The sequence below is a fragment of the Sphingopyxis sp. 22461 genome (assembly GCF_052044915.1).
In the GTDB taxonomy this organism is placed as follows: domain Bacteria; phylum Pseudomonadota; class Alphaproteobacteria; order Sphingomonadales; family Sphingomonadaceae; genus Sphingopyxis.
Window position 1 is genome coordinate 190,780 of record NZ_JBQENY010000005.1, and the last position, 16,481, is coordinate 207,260.

The 16,481-nt window shown below is 66.4% G+C and carries 9 protein-coding genes; 8 read left to right on the plus strand and 1 reads right to left on the minus strand.

Annotated elements, in window-relative coordinates; translation table 11 throughout:
• The first annotated feature begins 127 nt into the window (after positions 1-127).
• From ACTJI5_RS10395 to ACTJI5_RS10430, 8 genes are read left to right on the plus strand one after another with little or no spacing between them, the layout of a single operon-like run.
• On the plus strand, positions 128-2,773 hold the full coding sequence (locus ACTJI5_RS10395; RefSeq protein ID WP_440860238.1) for a TonB-dependent receptor domain-containing protein: 2,646 nt from the start codon (positions 128-130) through the stop codon (positions 2,771-2,773).
• A 12-nt stretch (positions 2,774-2,785) separates the two neighbouring features.
• Positions 2,786-6,040 (plus strand): family 78 glycoside hydrolase catalytic domain, encoded by a 3,255-nt coding sequence (locus tag ACTJI5_RS10400; RefSeq protein WP_440860239.1) that lies wholly within the window; start codon positions 2,786-2,788, stop codon positions 6,038-6,040.
• The gene (locus ACTJI5_RS10405) at positions 6,040-7,503 is read left to right on the plus strand and encodes a carboxylesterase/lipase family protein (protein ID WP_440860240.1); all 1,464 of its coding nucleotides are present in this window, start codon (positions 6,040-6,042) and stop codon (positions 7,501-7,503) included. Before ACTJI5_RS10400 ends, ACTJI5_RS10405 begins: the two co-directional genes overlap by 1 nt.
• Entirely contained in the window at positions 7,503-8,366 is an 864-nt protein-coding gene (locus ACTJI5_RS10410; RefSeq protein ID WP_440860241.1) for an alpha/beta hydrolase, read from the plus strand. The genes ACTJI5_RS10405 and ACTJI5_RS10410 overlap by 1 nt, the downstream gene beginning before the upstream one ends.
• Positions 8,363-9,961: a tannase/feruloyl esterase family alpha/beta hydrolase gene (locus tag ACTJI5_RS10415; RefSeq protein ID WP_440860242.1), complete on the plus strand. Its 1,599-nt coding sequence runs from the start codon at positions 8,363-8,365 to the stop codon at positions 9,959-9,961. Before ACTJI5_RS10410 ends, ACTJI5_RS10415 begins: the two co-directional genes overlap by 4 nt.
• Positions 9,958-11,634, plus strand: a complete 1,677-nt coding sequence (locus ACTJI5_RS10420; protein WP_440860243.1) for an AMP-binding protein — start codon at positions 9,958-9,960, stop codon at positions 11,632-11,634. Before ACTJI5_RS10415 ends, ACTJI5_RS10420 begins: the two co-directional genes overlap by 4 nt.
• On the plus strand, positions 11,631-11,954 hold the full coding sequence (locus ACTJI5_RS10425; protein WP_058537206.1) for a hypothetical protein: 324 nt from the start codon (positions 11,631-11,633) through the stop codon (positions 11,952-11,954). The genes ACTJI5_RS10420 and ACTJI5_RS10425 overlap by 4 nt, the downstream gene beginning before the upstream one ends.
• Positions 11,954-14,482: a beta-glucosidase H gene (locus ACTJI5_RS10430; protein WP_440860244.1), complete on the plus strand. Its 2,529-nt coding sequence runs from the start codon at positions 11,954-11,956 to the stop codon at positions 14,480-14,482. The genes ACTJI5_RS10425 and ACTJI5_RS10430 overlap by 1 nt, the downstream gene beginning before the upstream one ends.
• A gap of 42 nt (positions 14,483-14,524) precedes the next feature.
• Here ACTJI5_RS10430 and ACTJI5_RS10435 read toward each other — a convergent pair whose 3' ends face one another.
• Positions 14,525-16,474: a serine hydrolase domain-containing protein gene (locus ACTJI5_RS10435; RefSeq protein ID WP_440860245.1), complete on the minus strand. Its 1,950-nt coding sequence runs from the start codon at positions 16,472-16,474 to the stop codon at positions 14,525-14,527.
• Positions 16,475-16,481 lie beyond the last annotated feature (7 nt).

Below are 16,481 nucleotides of genomic sequence, written 5' to 3' on the forward strand. Positions count from 1 at the left end.
ATAAAGACAAATAATGAGCAGTGATGCAGAAACGCTCACCGAAGCGTGGCATCGGAGGAACAAGATGGCCGGACAGGCACCTCCGTCAAAAGGGACAACTCGCGAGGGCGAGTGCAGGGAGGATGCGATGAAGGCGATGACGACGGCGGGTCTGGATTTTGCTGCGCGGCGGAACGCGTGGCGGCGGGGCATTTCGGTACTGGCGTGCGCGGGTACGCTGTTCGGCGCAGCGAGCGCCCATGCGCAGGAGGCCGATTCCGACGCTCCGGCCGATGCCGACATTGTCGTCACCGGCACCCTGCTGCGCGGCGTCGCGCCGGTCGGCACCAATGTCGTCGCGGTCAGCGAAGCCGATGTTGTCGCCTCGGGCGCCGCGTCGGCAAACGACCTGCTCGCCTCGATCCCGCAGGTCGGCAATTTCGGGACGATCCCGGCGGGGCTCGGCAATTTCGGCAATCCGATCGTGCGCCCCAATATCCGCAACCTCGGCAACAGTGGCGGCTCGACGACGCTCGTGCTCGTCGATGGCCACCGGATGGTCGGTGCGGGCATCCTGCAGACGAGCTTCGATCCCTCGGTCATCCCGCCCGACGTGATCAAGCGCGTCGATGTTATCCCCGACGGCGGTTCGTCGATCTATGGTTCCGACGCGATCGGCGGCGTGATCAACTTCATCACGCGCGATCGTTATGACGGCATCGGCGTCAACGCGCGCTATGGCTTTGCCAAAAATTACCAGACGATCGACGCCAGCGTCATTGCGGGCAAGGATTGGGGTTCGGGTTCGGCCTATATTTCCTATTCCTATGCGTGGCACGACGACTTGATCGGGCTCGACCGCGATTATGCGACCGCGAACCAGACCGACCGCGGCGGCGGCGATTTCCGCAGCACCGCCTGCGCGCTCGCCAACATCACGGTGGGCACGACGACCTATGCGCTTCCGGGCCGCGCGCCGGGGGTCAATCGCTGCGACCAGACCGATTATGCGGCGATCTATCCGCGCGAGGAACGCCACAGCGTCTTCGCCGGACTGACGCAGGATCTCAGCGATTCGGTTGCGTTCAAGCTCTCCGCCTATTGGTCGAAGCGCGACACGCTGCACCGCAGCGCGCAGAGCAGCATGAGCGGGGCGATCACCGCCGCGAACCCCTTCTTCCGCCCGATCGGGACCGAGCTCGCGCACAGCGTCGCCTTCGCATTCGACGATGTCTTCGGGCCGAGCAACGACAGCCCGTCGAGCTTCACCTCCTATGGCATCACCCCCAGCTTCGATTTCGAGCTCGGCGGCGGCTGGCAGCTGCGCACGATGGCCAACTTCGGACGCAGCGAGAATGAATCGACCGAGCGCTCGTTCAATTCGACCGCGGCGACGATCGCGCTCGCGGGCCGAACGACAGCAACCGCGCTCAACCCCTATAATCTCTCGGCGACGTCGCCCGCGGTGCTCGCGGCGATCGACGATTTCGTCAATTATGGCGAAGCGACGCAGGAACTCGCCGAAGGGCGCGTCGTGCTCGACGGCCCGCTGTTTGCGATGCCCGGCGGCGACGTGCGTCTCGCGGTCGGCGGCGAATACCATTATGAGAATATCCGCTCGTTCACCGGCAGCGGCCCCGAAACTGCGGTCACCGGCTCGAACGCCTATGCGGCGCGTAACGTCAAATCGCTGTTCGGCGAATTGCTCATCCCGATCTTCGGCGCCGACAACCGCACCCCGGGCTTCTACAGCCTCGAACTGTCGGGATCGGTCCGCTACGACGATTACAGCGACGTCGGCAGCACGACCAATCCCAAGATCGGCGTGACCTGGCGCCCGTTCGAGGCGCTGACGATCCGCGGCAATTACGGCACGTCGTTCCATGCGCCGAGCCTTGCCGACCTCGGCAATTCGGTCGATGCGCGCGTGCAAGTGCTGCCGTTCAGCCCGTTCCGCGCGCCGAACAGCTCGCCCTTCGACGCGCTACGCCCGACGATCGCGATCGCCGGCGGCAATGCCAATCTGAAGCCCGAAACCGCGGACACCTGGTCGCTCGGCTTCGATCTCAAGCCCGCGGGGCTCGAAGGCTTCGTCGCCAGCGCGACCTATTTCAACGTGAAGTTCAAGGACGCGATCGCGGTCCCGCCGTTCACGTCGCCCTTGCTGTTCACGACGCCTGCCTATGCGGATTTCTTCATCCTCAACCCGACGCTCGCACAGGCGCAGGCGGCGGCGGGGAACCTCCGCGTCGACGGCGTGCCGAACCTCGCGACCTTGTTCGCGATCAGCTCGCCCTATGTGCTCTTCCTCGCGCAGCGTGCGAACCTCGGCGCAGTGAACGTCGACGGCATCGACTTCAACCTCGCCTATAATCGCCCGACCGGCTTCGGCTCGATCCATGCGAATTTCACCGGCAGCTATCTGCTCAATCGCGAGACGCAGGTGGTGCAGGGCGGCCCGGTCAACGACGATCTCAAGAACGGGACGGGCCGCTTCCTCTTTACCGCGGGGCTCGGCGCGACGGTCGGCGATTTCACCGCGCGCGCGTCGCTCAACCATCGCAGCGGCTATCCGATCATTGGCCTCCCGCCGCAGACGCGCATCTCGGCGTTCGACACGGTCGATCTCTTCTTCAGCTATGATCTGGGCGATATGCTCGCAAACACGCTGCTGACGCTGAACGTCGACAATGTCTTTGACCAGGATCCGCCTTACTTCAACAATGCGGCGGGCTATACCAATGGCAGCACGCTGGGCCGGCTCGTGTCGTTCGGTATCCGTACCAAATTTTAAGGGAGTAGGGTGTTGCCGCTGATCGGAAGTCTGCGAAGCCTGCTATTGGGCGTGCTCGCGGCGGCAGGTCTGGTGGCGACACCGCTCTATGCCGCCGATCAGGCGCCGGCGGAGCTGCGGACCGAATATGCCGCGGCGCCGCTGGGCCTCGACACCGCCGCGCCGCGTCTCGCGTGGCGCTCGCCGGTGGCGCGGCAGAGCGCATACCGCATCCGCGTCGCGACGTCGGAAGCCGATCTCGAGCGCGCGCCGCTCTGGGACAGCGATAAGGTCACCTCGGCGGACAATGTCCAGATCGCCTATGCCGGGCCCGCGCTCGCATCGCGCCAACGCTATTGGTGGCAGGTGCAGGTGTGGGACGCCGATGGGAAGGTCACCGGATGGAGCGCGCCCGCCTGGTGGGAAATGGGACTGCTCGGCGCATCCGACTGGCAGGCCCAATGGATTTCGGGACCCGCGCGCCGCGACCATGACTGGGGCGACCTGACCCTCGACGCCGATCTGACGCTGACCGGCAAGAGCGTCGACATATTGTTCCGCGCGCTGCCCAACGGCAAAACCTATGGCGACGCCTATGTCTGGACGCTCGCCGACGACAAGAACGGGCCCGAACTGATCCAGACTATCCGCCGCTATCCGGGCGGGATGAGCTCGGCGATCAAGATGGAGCGGCTGGGGCAGGTCAAGCTCACGGCGCCCCTGAAAGGACGACGCATCGCGCTGTCGATCCGCGCCGAGGGCGGGCATATCGTCACACGCATCGACGGCGCGGTTGTCGCGACGGTCGACAATGACGCGCACAAGCATGGCACGATAGGCTTTGCGGGCAAGGAGGCCGGCGCCGCTACAATTCACGCCGTCCGGGTATCGGGCACCCAAAGCCCCGCAGTCGCCTATGATTTCGCGGGCGGCGACAATCCCTTTTCCGGCGGCAGCGTGTCGAGGGACGGGCTCGTCGTCGCCAGCGGCGTTCCGGGGGTCGATCTCGTGCTCCCGATCGAAGCGCCCGCGCCGCTCGTCCGGCGCGCCTTTCGTCTGGCGAAGCCGGTGGGCAGCGCGCGGCTCTATTATGCGGGCGCGGGCATGCCGCGCCTGTCGGTCAACGGCAGTGTCGTCGGCTCGTCGCTCGGTGCGGGGTTCACCGCCTATGACAAGCGCGTTCTCGGTTATGCCCTCGACGTCACCAGCCTGCTGCGCCGCGGCGAGAATGTGCTCGGCGCCGAACTCGGGCGCGGCTGGTACGGGCTGACCGATCCGAACGAATGGTATTTCCACGCGGCGCCCTGGCACGCCGAACCCGCGCTCAAGGCGCAGCTCGAAGTCACCTACACCGACGGCACCCGCGAGACGATCGCGACCGACGGCAGCTGGCGTACCCTGTCCGGCCCGACGCTGGGTGACTCGGTCCATCGCGGCGAACGTTATGACGCGCGACTGGTGCCGGCGGGCTGGGACCGCGCAGGCTTCCGCGACCGCAAATGGCAGGCTGCGCCGGTTGTTGCAGGACCGGCGGGGCAGCTTGTCGCCGCCAACTCCGAAGCGATCGAACCGGTCGAGAATATCGCCCCCGTGGCCGTCAAGGAAGTCGCCCCCGGCGTCCACGTCTATGACTTCGGCCGCATCGTCGCGGGCTGGCCGGTGCTCAAGGTCAGCGGTCCGCGCGGGCTCACCGTGTCGATGGTGGCGAGCGAGCGCGTCGCCGAGGACGGCAGGGTCGTCCCCGCCGCGGGCCTGATCGATGCGCAGCTCCAGACCGACCGCTACACGCTCGCGGGCAAGGGTGCCGAGCAATGGGAACCGCGCTTCGGCTACCGCGGCTTTCGCTATGTACAGGTCGACGGGTTCCCGGGCACACCGGGTGAGGGCGCGCTGACCGCCCGTATCGTCCATTCGGCGGTCGCGCGCACCGGCAGCTTTGCGAGCGCCGATCCGCTGCTGAATCAGATCGATTTTGCTGCGATCGCGTCGATCCTCAACAATCTCCACGGGTTCCAGACCGACACGCCGACTTACGAGAAGAACGGCTGGAGCGGCGATGCACAGGCGTCGGCGGGCGCGGCGGCGCGCAGCCTCGACATCGCGCGCGTCTGGACGAAGTGGCTCGCCGATTTCCGCGATGCGCAGTCGGAGAAGGGTGAGGTGCCCGAAATCGCGCCGACGACGCCTTTCTATGGCTATGAAAACACGCCGGGCTGGAATGTGATCTGGGGGCCGACGACGCCGTGGGATGCCGCAGCCATGATCCTGCCGTGGGAACTTTACACCACCTATGGCGACACGCGCATCCTCGCCGACAATCAGGACATGCAGCGCCGTCTCGTCGATTATACCGCGACCTTCATCAAGGCGCCCGATTTCCAGCGTTCGGCGGGGCTCTCCGAATGGGCGTCGGCGGGCGGGATGGATTACAGCAACGCGCGCGGCGGCGGGATCGATGCGGTGACCACGGCCTATTTCTTCCATCAGGCCGACCTGCTCGCCAAATCGTCGGCGATCGTCGGAAAGGCCGACGATGCGGCACGGTACACGAAGCTCGCCGAGGATATCCGGACCGCGTACAACACGCGTTATTGGGATGCGACGAACGGCTGGTATCGCACCGTCGAGACCAAGGGCGTCGCGGGTCCGCCGACGCAGGTGCAGAATATCCTGCCGCTCGCGTTCGGCATGGTGCCGCCGGGCCGCGAGCAGGGCGTCGCCGACACTATCGCGCGCGATGTCGACAAACAGGGGCTGCGCACCGGCGTCTATGGCGCGCGCTACCTGCTCGAAATCCTCAGCGATTATGGCCATGCGAACCTCGCCTACCGGGTCGCGACGCGCACCGACGAGCCGAGCTGGGGCTGGTGGATCAAGAACGGCCACAAGACGATGTTCGAGACGTGGAGCCTGAACAGCCGCTCGCGCGACCATCATTATTTCGCCTCGATCGCCGACTGGATGCGCCAGCGGCTTGCCGGGCTGCGGCCGGGCGCGCCGGGGTACAAGGTCGTGCTGATCAAGCCTGCGATCCCCGACGGGCTCGCCAGTGCCGAAGCCGCGATGGACACGATCCATGGCCGCGCCTTTTCGGGCTGGAAGGTCGATGCGGGCAAGCTGACGCTGACCGCCGAAGTGCCGGCGAACACGACGGGCGAGATTTGGGTGCCCACGCGCTTCGGAACCATGGTTCCGCCTGTGGGCGCCCAGCGGCTGCGTGAGGACGAGGGCTATGCTCTTTATCGCACCGGCCCCGGCCGTTTCATCTTCACCACCGGAGGCAAATAATGATCCGCGGCATATTGGTTTCGGCTGCACTTTTTGCGTCGCCGGTCGCTGCGCAGCAGGTGGCGATCGATGGTGGCGCCGTCGTGGGTGCGACTACCGAAGGCGTCGCGGCGTTCCAGGGCATTCCTTATGCCGCCCCCCCGGTTGGCGCCCTTCGCTGGAGCGCACCCGCGCCGGTCCAGCCGTGGAGCACACCGCGCGAGGTGGCGAGCTACGGCCCCGACTGCATGCAAAATCCGCTGCCGGGCATCCAGCCCGGATCGCGGCCGATGAGCGAGGATTGCCTGACGCTCAACGTCTGGACCCCGAAACCCGCCAAGGGCGCCAAGCTGCCGGTGATGGTCTGGATTCATGGCGGCGGCTTCGTCGGCGGATCGGGCACGCTGCCTGAAACCGACGGCAGCCTGCTCGCGGAGCGCGACGTCGTGATCGTCAGCTTCAACTACCGCCTCGGCCGCTTCGGCTTTTTTGCGCATCCCGCGCTGGGGCAGGACGGCAATTGGGGGCTGATGGACCAGATCGCTGCGCTCAAATGGGTTCAGCGCAACATCGCCGCATTCGGCGGCGATCCGGCGAAGGTCACGATCTTCGGTGAAAGCGCTGGCGGGGAGTCGGTGTCGCGCCTGATGGCGTCGCCCGCTGCAAAGGGCTTGTTCGCACGCGCCATCGTCGCGTCGGGAGGCGGCCGCGACGACTGGCCGACGCTGGTTGATGCACAAGCGAAAGGGCAGGCATTCGGCACGCGGGCGGGCGCCGTGGACGCTGCAGCGTTACGCGCGCTGCCCGCCGACAAGGTTCTCGGCAGCCTCGCTCTGATGAGCAAGGAAGAGGATCGCTATTCGGGGCCGATGACCGACGGGACGATCGTTCCCGCAGGTGCCGAGACGATCTTTGCCGAGGGCAAGCAGGCGCGCATCCCCTATATCATCGGCAGCAACGACGACGAACTCGGCTTCATCCCCGCGCCGTTCCGCGCAATGGTCAACGGCCCGGTCGAAAAGGCGCTGGGTGCTGCTGCCGCAACCGTAAAGGCGGCTTATGCGAGCGAAGACGAGGCGAACCGGCGGCTGGGCGGCGACGCGATCTTTGCCGAACCCGCGCTCACCTTTGGTCTGCTGCAGGCCCGCGCCGGGGTGCCGACCTTCCTCTATCGTTTCGGCTATGTCGCCGAGGGCCAGCGCAAACCCGGTGTCGGCGCGGTGCATGCGTCGGATGTCGCGTTCCAGTTCGGCAACCTGCCCGCCGATGCGACTGCCGCCGACCGTGCCACGGCGAAGCAGCTCGGCGATTACTGGACCAATTTCGCGAAGACCGGCGATCCGAACGGCAGCGGGCTGCCCACTTGGTCGCGGCTCAATCCCGCGGCGCCGCAACTGCTGTCGATGGGGATCGAGACAACCGCAATGGCGGCCGCAACCACGCCCGCGCTGACCGCCATCGCTGCCGCACGGGACGGAAAATAATGAAAGTCATCACCATGCGCCTCTCCTCCGCCATCGCCGGTGCGCTTGCCATCGTCGCAATCCCCGCCTGCGCGTGGGAGGTGATCCGCCTCTCTTCGGACCCGGTGCCCGCGACCTCGAAGGAGGTGCGCGAAACAGGGCCGTTCGGCACGATCGTGCGCAATGTGTCCGACGCGACGCTCACCCCCTATGTCGCCGAAAAGCCCAACGGCACCGCGGTGATCGTCGCGCCCGGCGGCGGCTTTCACATGCTGTCGATCGACAATGAGGGCGAGGCGGTTGCCAAATGGCTGAACAGCCAGGGCGTCACCGCCTTCGTGCTCAAATATCGCCTGCTCGAAACCGGCGCCGATTTTCCGCTCCAGATGATGCGTTACCTCGCCAATCTCCCCTCCTTGCGCACCGCGGTCGAGCCGCTGCGCCCGCTCGCGACCGCCGACGGCGAGAATGCGGTGAAGTGGGTGCGCAAGAATGCCGGTCGCTATGGCATCAAACCGAATCGCGTCGGGCTGATGGGGTTTTCGGCGGGCGGCGCGGTGACGGTGTGGACGCTCGCGGCAAACAAGCCCGCGAGCCGCCCCGATTTCGCAATCGCCATCTATCCCGGCCTGCTGCCCGACGCGATCGCGGTGCCGAAGAAGGCGCCGCCGCTGTTCGTCGCGGCGGCGAAGGACGACAAGCTGGCATATGCCGATAGCGTCCGCCTTGCGGCAGCGTGGAAGGGCGCGGGCGCGAGCAGCACGATCGTCACATACGAGAGCGGAGGCCATGGTTTCGGCATGAAGAAGAGCGGCAAACCGAGCGACGCGTGGACCGACGCGATGGCCGACTGGATGCGCGGGCAGGGACTCGTCGGCAAATGAGGGCCGCATCATTCCTCCTGCTCGCTGGCGGATCGCTGCTCGCGGCTTGCACCGCGAACGAACCCGCTCCGGCGCCGACGCCCGCCGCCCAAAAGGTCGGCAGCTGCGAAGCTTTGAACGGCCTTGCGCTGAAGGACGGCAAGGTCGATGCCGCGACCTCGCTTGCGGGCGGCGCGATGGTCAATTTGGAGGCCGGCAAACCCGGCCTTCCTGCACCCGCCGCGTTCTGCCGCGTGCAGGCGACGCTGTCGCCGGTGCCCGGATCGTCGATCAAGGTCGAGGTCTGGCTGCCCGAACGCGCGGGCTGGAACGGCAAGCTGCTCGGCGCGGGCAATGGCGGGTTCGGTGCGAACATGCTGCTGCCGTCGCTGCTGATGCGCGGCGCGGTGCAAAAGGGCTATGCCGCGGTCGGCACAGACATGGGGCATGTGAGCGAAGCCGACGTCGACGCGAGCTGGGCGCTGAACGCGCCCGAAAAGATCCGCGACTATGGCTGGCGCGCGAACCATGTCGGCGCGGAGACCGCCAAGCAGGTGATCGCGGCCTTTTATGAAAACCCGCTCGCCGCGAGCTATTTCCACGGCTGTTCGGACGGCGGGCGGCAGGCGCTGACGCTCGCGCAACGTTACCCCGCCGATTATGACGCGATCATTGCCGGCGCGCCGGCGATGCCGTGGACGCGCATGGCAAGCGCCTTTGCGAACAATGCCGTCGCGGCGGGCAAGCCCGGCGGCGACCTGTCCATGGCCAAGCTCAAGCTGCTCCAAACGGCGTCGCTCGGCCAGTGCGACGCGCTCGACGGCGTGAAGGACGGTGTGATCGACGACCCGCGCGCGTGCCATTTCGATCCCGCGAAGCTCGCGTGCAAGGGCGGCGAGGACGCCGATTGCCTGACGCCGGGCGAAGTCGCGACCGCGAAGCTGTTCTACGAGGGCGCGAAAAGCGCCGATGGCAAAAGCTTCTACCCCGGCTTTGCGCCCGGCGCCGAGGCCGAAGCCGGCACCTGGTCGCAATGGCTGACCGGCAAGACGTCGCAGCATGTAAAGTTCGGCACCGCCTTTTTCCGTTATTTCGTGCACGCCAATCCCGAGTGGCAGCTCTCCGACTTCAACCTCGATCGCGACTATGCGCTGGCGAAAGGGCGCGTCGGCGGCGATCTCGACGCCGACCGCACCGACCTCGGCGCCTTCTACAAGCGCGGCGGCAAGCTGATCCTGTACCACGGCTGGAATGACGCCGGGATTCCGGCGCAGAACACCGTCGATTATTATGAGCGTCTCGTCGCGGCGAACCCGCGCGCGGCAGCGACCTCGGTGCGCCTGTTCATGGTTCCCGGCATGTCGCACTGTCTTGGCGGACCGGGACCGAACAACTTCGACCCGCTGGCGGCGCTCGATGGTTGGCGGCAGGGCGGACCCGCGCCCGAACGCATCATCGCGACCAAATATGACAATGACCTGTTCGCCTATATCGGCCTCCCCGCCAAGGCCGGGCGGACGCGGCCGCTCTGTGCATTCCCCAAGGTCGCGAAATGGGACAGTAAGGGTTCGACCGACGATGCGGCGAGCTTTACATGCGAGGCACCCGGAAAATGACGAGCCATGTTCACGGAGCAACCGAACCCCCGTTGATCGAACACACAATCGGCGACGCGCTCGCGCTCGCAGCCGAACGCTGGGGCGACCGCGACGCGCTCGTTTCGGTCACGCAGGGCATAAGCTGGAATTTCGCCGAACTGCTCGAACGATCCGACGCCTTCGCGGCGGGGCTGCTCGCGCTCGGTCTCAATCCCGGCGACCGGATCGGCATATGGGCGCCCAATTGCGTCGAATGGACGCTGACCCAGTTCGCCGCGGCGCGCGCCGGGCTGATCCTCGTCACGATCAATCCCGCCTATCGCCTCTCCGAAGTCGAATATACGATCAACAAGGTCGGGCTGTCGGCGCTGGTCGCGGCTACCAGCTTCAAGACGAGCGACTATCCGGCGATGATCGAAGAGCTCGCGCCCGAAGTTGCCGCGAGCACGCCGGGCGAGCTTCGCGCCGCGCGCCTGCCGACGCTGCGCTCGCTGATCCTGATCGGTGCGGACGCGCGTGCGGGCTGGCTGCGCTTCGACGATGCGGCGGGGCTGGCGACCGACGCCGACCGCCAGCGCCTCGCCGCGATCGGGCCGACGCTCGACCCCAACGACGCGATCAACATCCAGTTCACCAGCGGCACCACCGGCCTGCCCAAGGGCGCGACGCTCAGCCATCGCAACATCCTCAACAACGGCTATTTCGTCGGCCGCACGCAGGGGCTGGGGCAGGGCGACCGCATCTGCATCCCGGTGCCGCTCTATCACTGCTTCGGCATGGTGATGGGCAACCTCGCCAGCATCACCCACGGCGCCGCGATGATCTATCCGTCCGAGGGTTTCGACCCCGAAGCGGTGCTGCGCGCGGTCGAGGCCGAGCGTTGTACGTCGCTCTATGGCGTGCCGACGATGTTCATCGCGGTGCTCGCGCATCCCGATTTCGACCGCTTCGACGTCTCGTCGCTGCGCACCGGCTGCATGGCGGGCGCGATCTGCCCCGAGCCGCTGATGCGGCAGGTCGTCGAGCGGCTCAACATGCGCGATGTGACGATCGCATACGGGATGACCGAAACCAGCCCGGTAAGCTTCCAGACCGCGCCCGACGATCCGTTCGAGCGCCGCGTCGGCTCGATCGGCCGGGTGCAGCCGCACCTCGAATGCAAGATCGTCGATGCGGGCGGCAACATCGTCCCCTCGGGCGAACCGGGCGAGCTTTGCACGCGCGGCTATTCGGTGATGATCGGCTATTGGGACGAGCCCGAACGCACCGCGGATTCGATCGACGCCGACGGTTGGATGCACTCGGGCGACCTCGCGACGATCGATGCCGAAGGTTACGGCAATATTGTCGGCCGCCTCAAGGACATGGTGATCCGCGGCGGCGAGAATATCTACCCGCGCGAGGTCGAGGATTATCTCTATCGCCACCCCGCGGTCGAGGATGTCGCGGTGGTCGGCATCCCCGACGAGCGCATGGGCGAGGAACTGTGCGCATGGGTGCGTTTGAAGCCCGGCGCGGATGTCAGCCCGGACGATATACGCGAGTTCTGCCGCGGCCAGATCGCCCACTATAAAGTCCCGCGCTACGTGCGTATCGTCGGTGAATTCCCCACCACGGTGACGGGAAAAGTCCAGAAATATCTGATCAGAGAGGCGATGGTCGCCGATCTCGGAAAGGAAGAAGCACAATGAAAACTGCCATATTTGTTGCGGCGCTGATGGCCGCCGCCCCCGCTTTTGCCCAGGCGACCCCCGCGCCTGCGCCCGCAGCGCCCGCACCGGCTGCGCCAGCAAGCGACGCGAAATTCAACCTCGACACCCCGCTGCAGGACATCGTCGCCGACGAAAAGGGCAAGGCGGTGATCGAAAAGCATTTCCCCGGTATGATCGCATTGCCCGAATATGAGATGTTCAAGGCGATCAGCCTGACGCAGCTCCAGCCCTATTCGAACGGCAAGATCACCGACGAGATGCTCGCCGCGACCGCCAAGGATCTGGCGGAGATCAAGTGATGAAGAGCCGGACAGCCTATCTGGCGGCAAGCTTGCTGTCTTCCACGGTGGCGCTGTCCGGCGCACAGGCGCAGGATATGATCTACAAGGACAAATCGGCGCCGCTCGAAGCGCGCGTCGACGACCTGATGGCGCGGCTGACGCAGGACGAAAAGATCCTGCTGCTCGCGGGCGAAAGCTCGATGACGCTGAACCCGATTCCGCGGCTCGGCATCCCCTCGATCCGCATGACCGACGGGCCGACCGGGGTGCGCTCGCCCGAGGGCAAGCCCGCGACGGTCTTCCCCGTCGGCGTCGCGATGGCGGCGACGTGGAACCCCGATCTTACGGCGAAGGTCGGCGCGGCGATCGGCAAGGAAACGCTCGCGCATGGCGCCGACGTGCTGCTCGCGCCGACGGTCAACATCGTGCGCACCCCGCGCTGGGGCCGCAATTTCGAAACCTATTCCGAAGACCCGTATCTCGCGGGCCAGATCGGGCTCGGCTATGTGAAGGGCGCGCAGGGCGCGGGCATCGGCGTTTCGCTCAAGCATTTCGCCGCGAACAATCAGGAAACCAACCGCTTCATCGTCGATTCGGTGGTCGACCCGCGCACGCTGCGCGAAATCTACCTCCCGGCGTTCGAGACCGTGATCAAACAGGGCGATCCCTGGTCGGTGATGGCGGCGTACAACAAGATCAACGGCACCCACGCGGCCGAGAACCGCTGGCTGCTCACCGACCTGCTCAAGAGTGAATGGGGCTATAAAGGCTTTGTCGTCTCCGACTGGGGCGCGGTCCATTCGACCGCGACCACCGTCAACGCCGGCATGGACCTCGAAATGCCGGGGCCGCCGAACCATTTCGGGCCGAAGCTCAAGAAGGCGGTCGAGGAGGGCAAGGTCACGGCGGCGCAGCTCGACGACAATGCGCGCCGCATGGTGCGCCTGATCGTCCGCAGCGGCGCGATCGAACGCGGTGTCGCGCGTCCGGTCGCCGAACAGATGCCGCGCAATGCCGCGCTCGCGCAGAGCGCTGCGGAAGAGGCGATCGTCCTGCTCAAGAACAGCGGCGTCCTCCCTCTGCCGGCGTCGATCAAATCGCTCGCGGTGATCGGCCCCAACGCCGACGTCGTTCGCATTCAGGGCGGCGGCAGCTCAGCCGTCGTGCCGTTCGAAACGAGCACGCCGCTTGCCGCGCTCAAGGCAGCACTGCCGGGTGTGAAGATCGACTATGCGCGCGGCGTCGACAATGAAGAGACCCCGCCAGGCGCGAACGCCAAGCTGTTCAGCCCCGGCAACGACCGCAGCGTCACCGGCCTCGCGGCGACCTATTACGCCAACGCCGATATGAGCGGCGAGCCAGTGAAGCGCGAAACCGCGACGAGCTTTTTGAAGCGGATCAGCGGCAACATCGCCGGGCCGCAGGTGACAGGTTATGCGGCGTTCCGCTGGGAAGGGCTGTTCTGGCCCGACAAGAGCGGCACCTATGAATTCAGCACGCGCGGCACCGGCAATGCGACGATCACGCTCGACGGCAAGACGGTGCTCAGCAAGGCGAGCGCATCGAAGCCCGACATCCGCGACGTGCTCGGCTTCCCGATCCCGCGCCGGACGGTGTCGGTCCAACTCGAAGCGGGGCGGAGCTACCCGATCCGGCTCGATTATGTGAACGGCCAGACCCCGTACGAATATCTGAGTTTCGGCATTCGCGAGCCGCTGCCCTCGTTCGACGAGGCAGTCGCCGCCGCGCGCGGCGCCGATGCGGCGCTGGTGTTCGTCGGCTCCTCCTCGACAACCGAGGGCGAGGGCTATGACCGTACCTCGCTCGACCTGCCGGGCGACCAGAACAAGCTCGTCGACGCGATCCTCGCCGCCAATCCGAAGACCGCCGTCGTCGTCAACGCCGGCGCCGCGATGACGATGCCCTGGTCCGACAAGGCACCGGCGATCGTCGACATGTGGTTGCCGGGCGAGGGCGGCGCAGCGGCGCTCGCGAACGTGCTGACGGGCAAGGTCAATCCGTCGGGCAAGCTGCCCGTCACCTTCCCGGTGCGGACCGAGGACGATATGATCAACCTCAAGGGCGCCAAGACGCCTTATTCCGAGGGGCTGCTCGTCGGCTACCGCGGCCATGTCGCGAAGGGCGTGACGCCGCTTTTCGCCTTCGGCCACGGGCTCAGCTACACCAGCTTCGGCTATTCGGCGCTGTCGGCCCCCGCGCGCGCTAAGGGCGGCGACGCCGTTTCGGCGAAGCTCACGCTACGCAACACCGGCAAGCGCGCCGGCAAGGAAGTGGTGCAGATCTATGTCGCACCGCTCGCGCCCGGCGCCGGCGATCCGCCGATCGCGCTGCGCGGCTTTGCCAAGGTCGATCTCGCGCCCGGCGCCCGCCGGACGGTCAACGTGACGCTCGACCCCCGCGCCTTTTCGCAATTCGACGCCGAACGCGGCCAGTGGCGCGTCGTCCCCGGCCGTTACCGGATCATGGCCGGATCGTCCTCGGCCGATATTCGCCAGCAACGCGAGATCGACGTGACGGCCGATTGAGGAGATTTCCGCGGCCGGGCCATGCGGAAATCTCCCTGATGGTCAGTCCTCAACGTAGAGATATTGGGTCTGCTGGCCGTCGTTGATGTTTAGCGTGCGCTTGCCATCCTTGGTGCCGACCAGCGCATCGACGCCGATATTGCCGGGGCCGACCGAGATGATCGACATGCTGCCGTCGGCATTCTTGCGCGTCGCGATCGGCCCCTCGACGAAGCCCGCCTTGATCCATTTCTGGCCGTTCTTCTCGCTGACCGTGATCTGACCCACCGACGGATCGCGATAATGGCCTGCAAGATTGGCGAGCACCGCGGGGTCGCCCGGATAGGTCAGCCGCTCGCGCTTTGCCGTGGCCTGCGCCTTGATCCGCGTCGCCGCCGCAGTGATGTCGCGCGCCGCCTCGGGCTGGCCGTCATAGAGTATTTCGAGCAGGCGGCGGAGTGTCGGCGCCAGCATCGACGCGCCCGGATCGCTGTTGGTCAGGATCACCATGCCGACGCCCGACTCGGGAAGCGCAAACCAGGTGCTGTGATAGCCCAAAAGCGTCCCGCCATGGGTGACGACCTGCACCCCCAAGGCGTCGCGCTGGAACAGGCCCATGCCGTACCAGCTGTCGGGTCCGACCTGTACGCCCTTCTCGCGCCGCGCGAGCAGGTTCTTTTCGCTCACCACGCGCTTGCCGTCGAGCATGCCCTTGCCGAGTTCGAGCTGGACATAGCGCACCATGTCGGCGGTGGTTGAGAAGGCCGCGCCCGCGGGACGATAAGGATAGGGCGACCAGTTGAAGTCGTTCGACATCAAGGTCACCTTGCCGTCGATGTCGAGGCCGTGCGGCGCCGCCCAATTGCCCGCCATGCCCTCGGCATAATCGAAGCTGCTGTCCTTCATGCCGAGCGGTTTGAAGACCTTTTCTTCCATCGCGCGGTCATAGGCGGCGCCGAACTCCATCTTCGGATAGAGGATGTGCCCGCCGACATAGCCCGCCGCCGAGGCGAGCTGGTTGTTATACTGGAACAGGTCGCCGAACTTGCTCGTCGGCATCGTCGCGGCGAGCTGCTTGAAGGTGTCGGCAGCCGGCTGCCCCTTGTCGGCGAGGATGAAGCTGAAGTCCTTGCGCGGCAGGCCGGTGCACGCGCAGATCAGATGCTTGACGAGCACCGACTTGGTGACCTCGTCGTTGCCGAGGCGGAACGCGGGATAGAGATCGACGACCTTCTCGTCCCAGCGCAGCTTGCCCTCGTCGGCGAGCGTCGAGAGGAGCAGCGTGGTCATCCCCTTGGTGTTCGAGGCGATCATGAACTTGGTGTGCTCGTCGACCTTTTCGGGCGAGCCGAGCGCGCGGACGCCGAAGCCGCCCTGCCACAGCACTTTGCCGTCATCGATCAGCGCGAAGCCGACCCCGGGAACCTCAAGCTCCTGACGGCTCGCCTCGACAAAGTCGGTGAGCAGCTTGACGCGCTCGGGGGTGAGTTCGTGCGCGGTCTTGCCGGCGAAGCTTTCCTTCTGGAAACCCGCGGGGCGCAGCCCCTGCGAAACCACCGACATCGCGGCGGACCGCTTGGCGGCGGTGCCCGCCGACCCGTCGACGATCAGCACGGTCCAGGCACTGCCCTTGCGCAGCGCGGATGCGGAGCGCGCGGCGCGCTCGGTCGGCAGCGTTTCATAGGCGAAGCTCACGCGTTCGTCCCAGCCGTCGGCCGGGGGCGCGGCGGTGCTGGTGCGCTGCGTCGGCACGGCGCCCGGACGGATGACCGCCCACGCCTTGGCGGCCGCATCCGCGGCATCGGCGGCGGTTCCGATCTCGGCGACGACGATGCGCAGGTCACCTTCGGGCGAGGTGAAGACGAGCGCGGGGCCCTGCTTCGACGCGGTCCAGTCCTTGGGCTGGACATATTGCACGCCGCTGGCGAGCTTGCCGGGCGTATCGGCCGCGACGGTCTGTGCAAGGGCAGCGACGGGCGCGCAGGAGAGCGCGAGGGCGATCAACAGCTTCATGATGGCT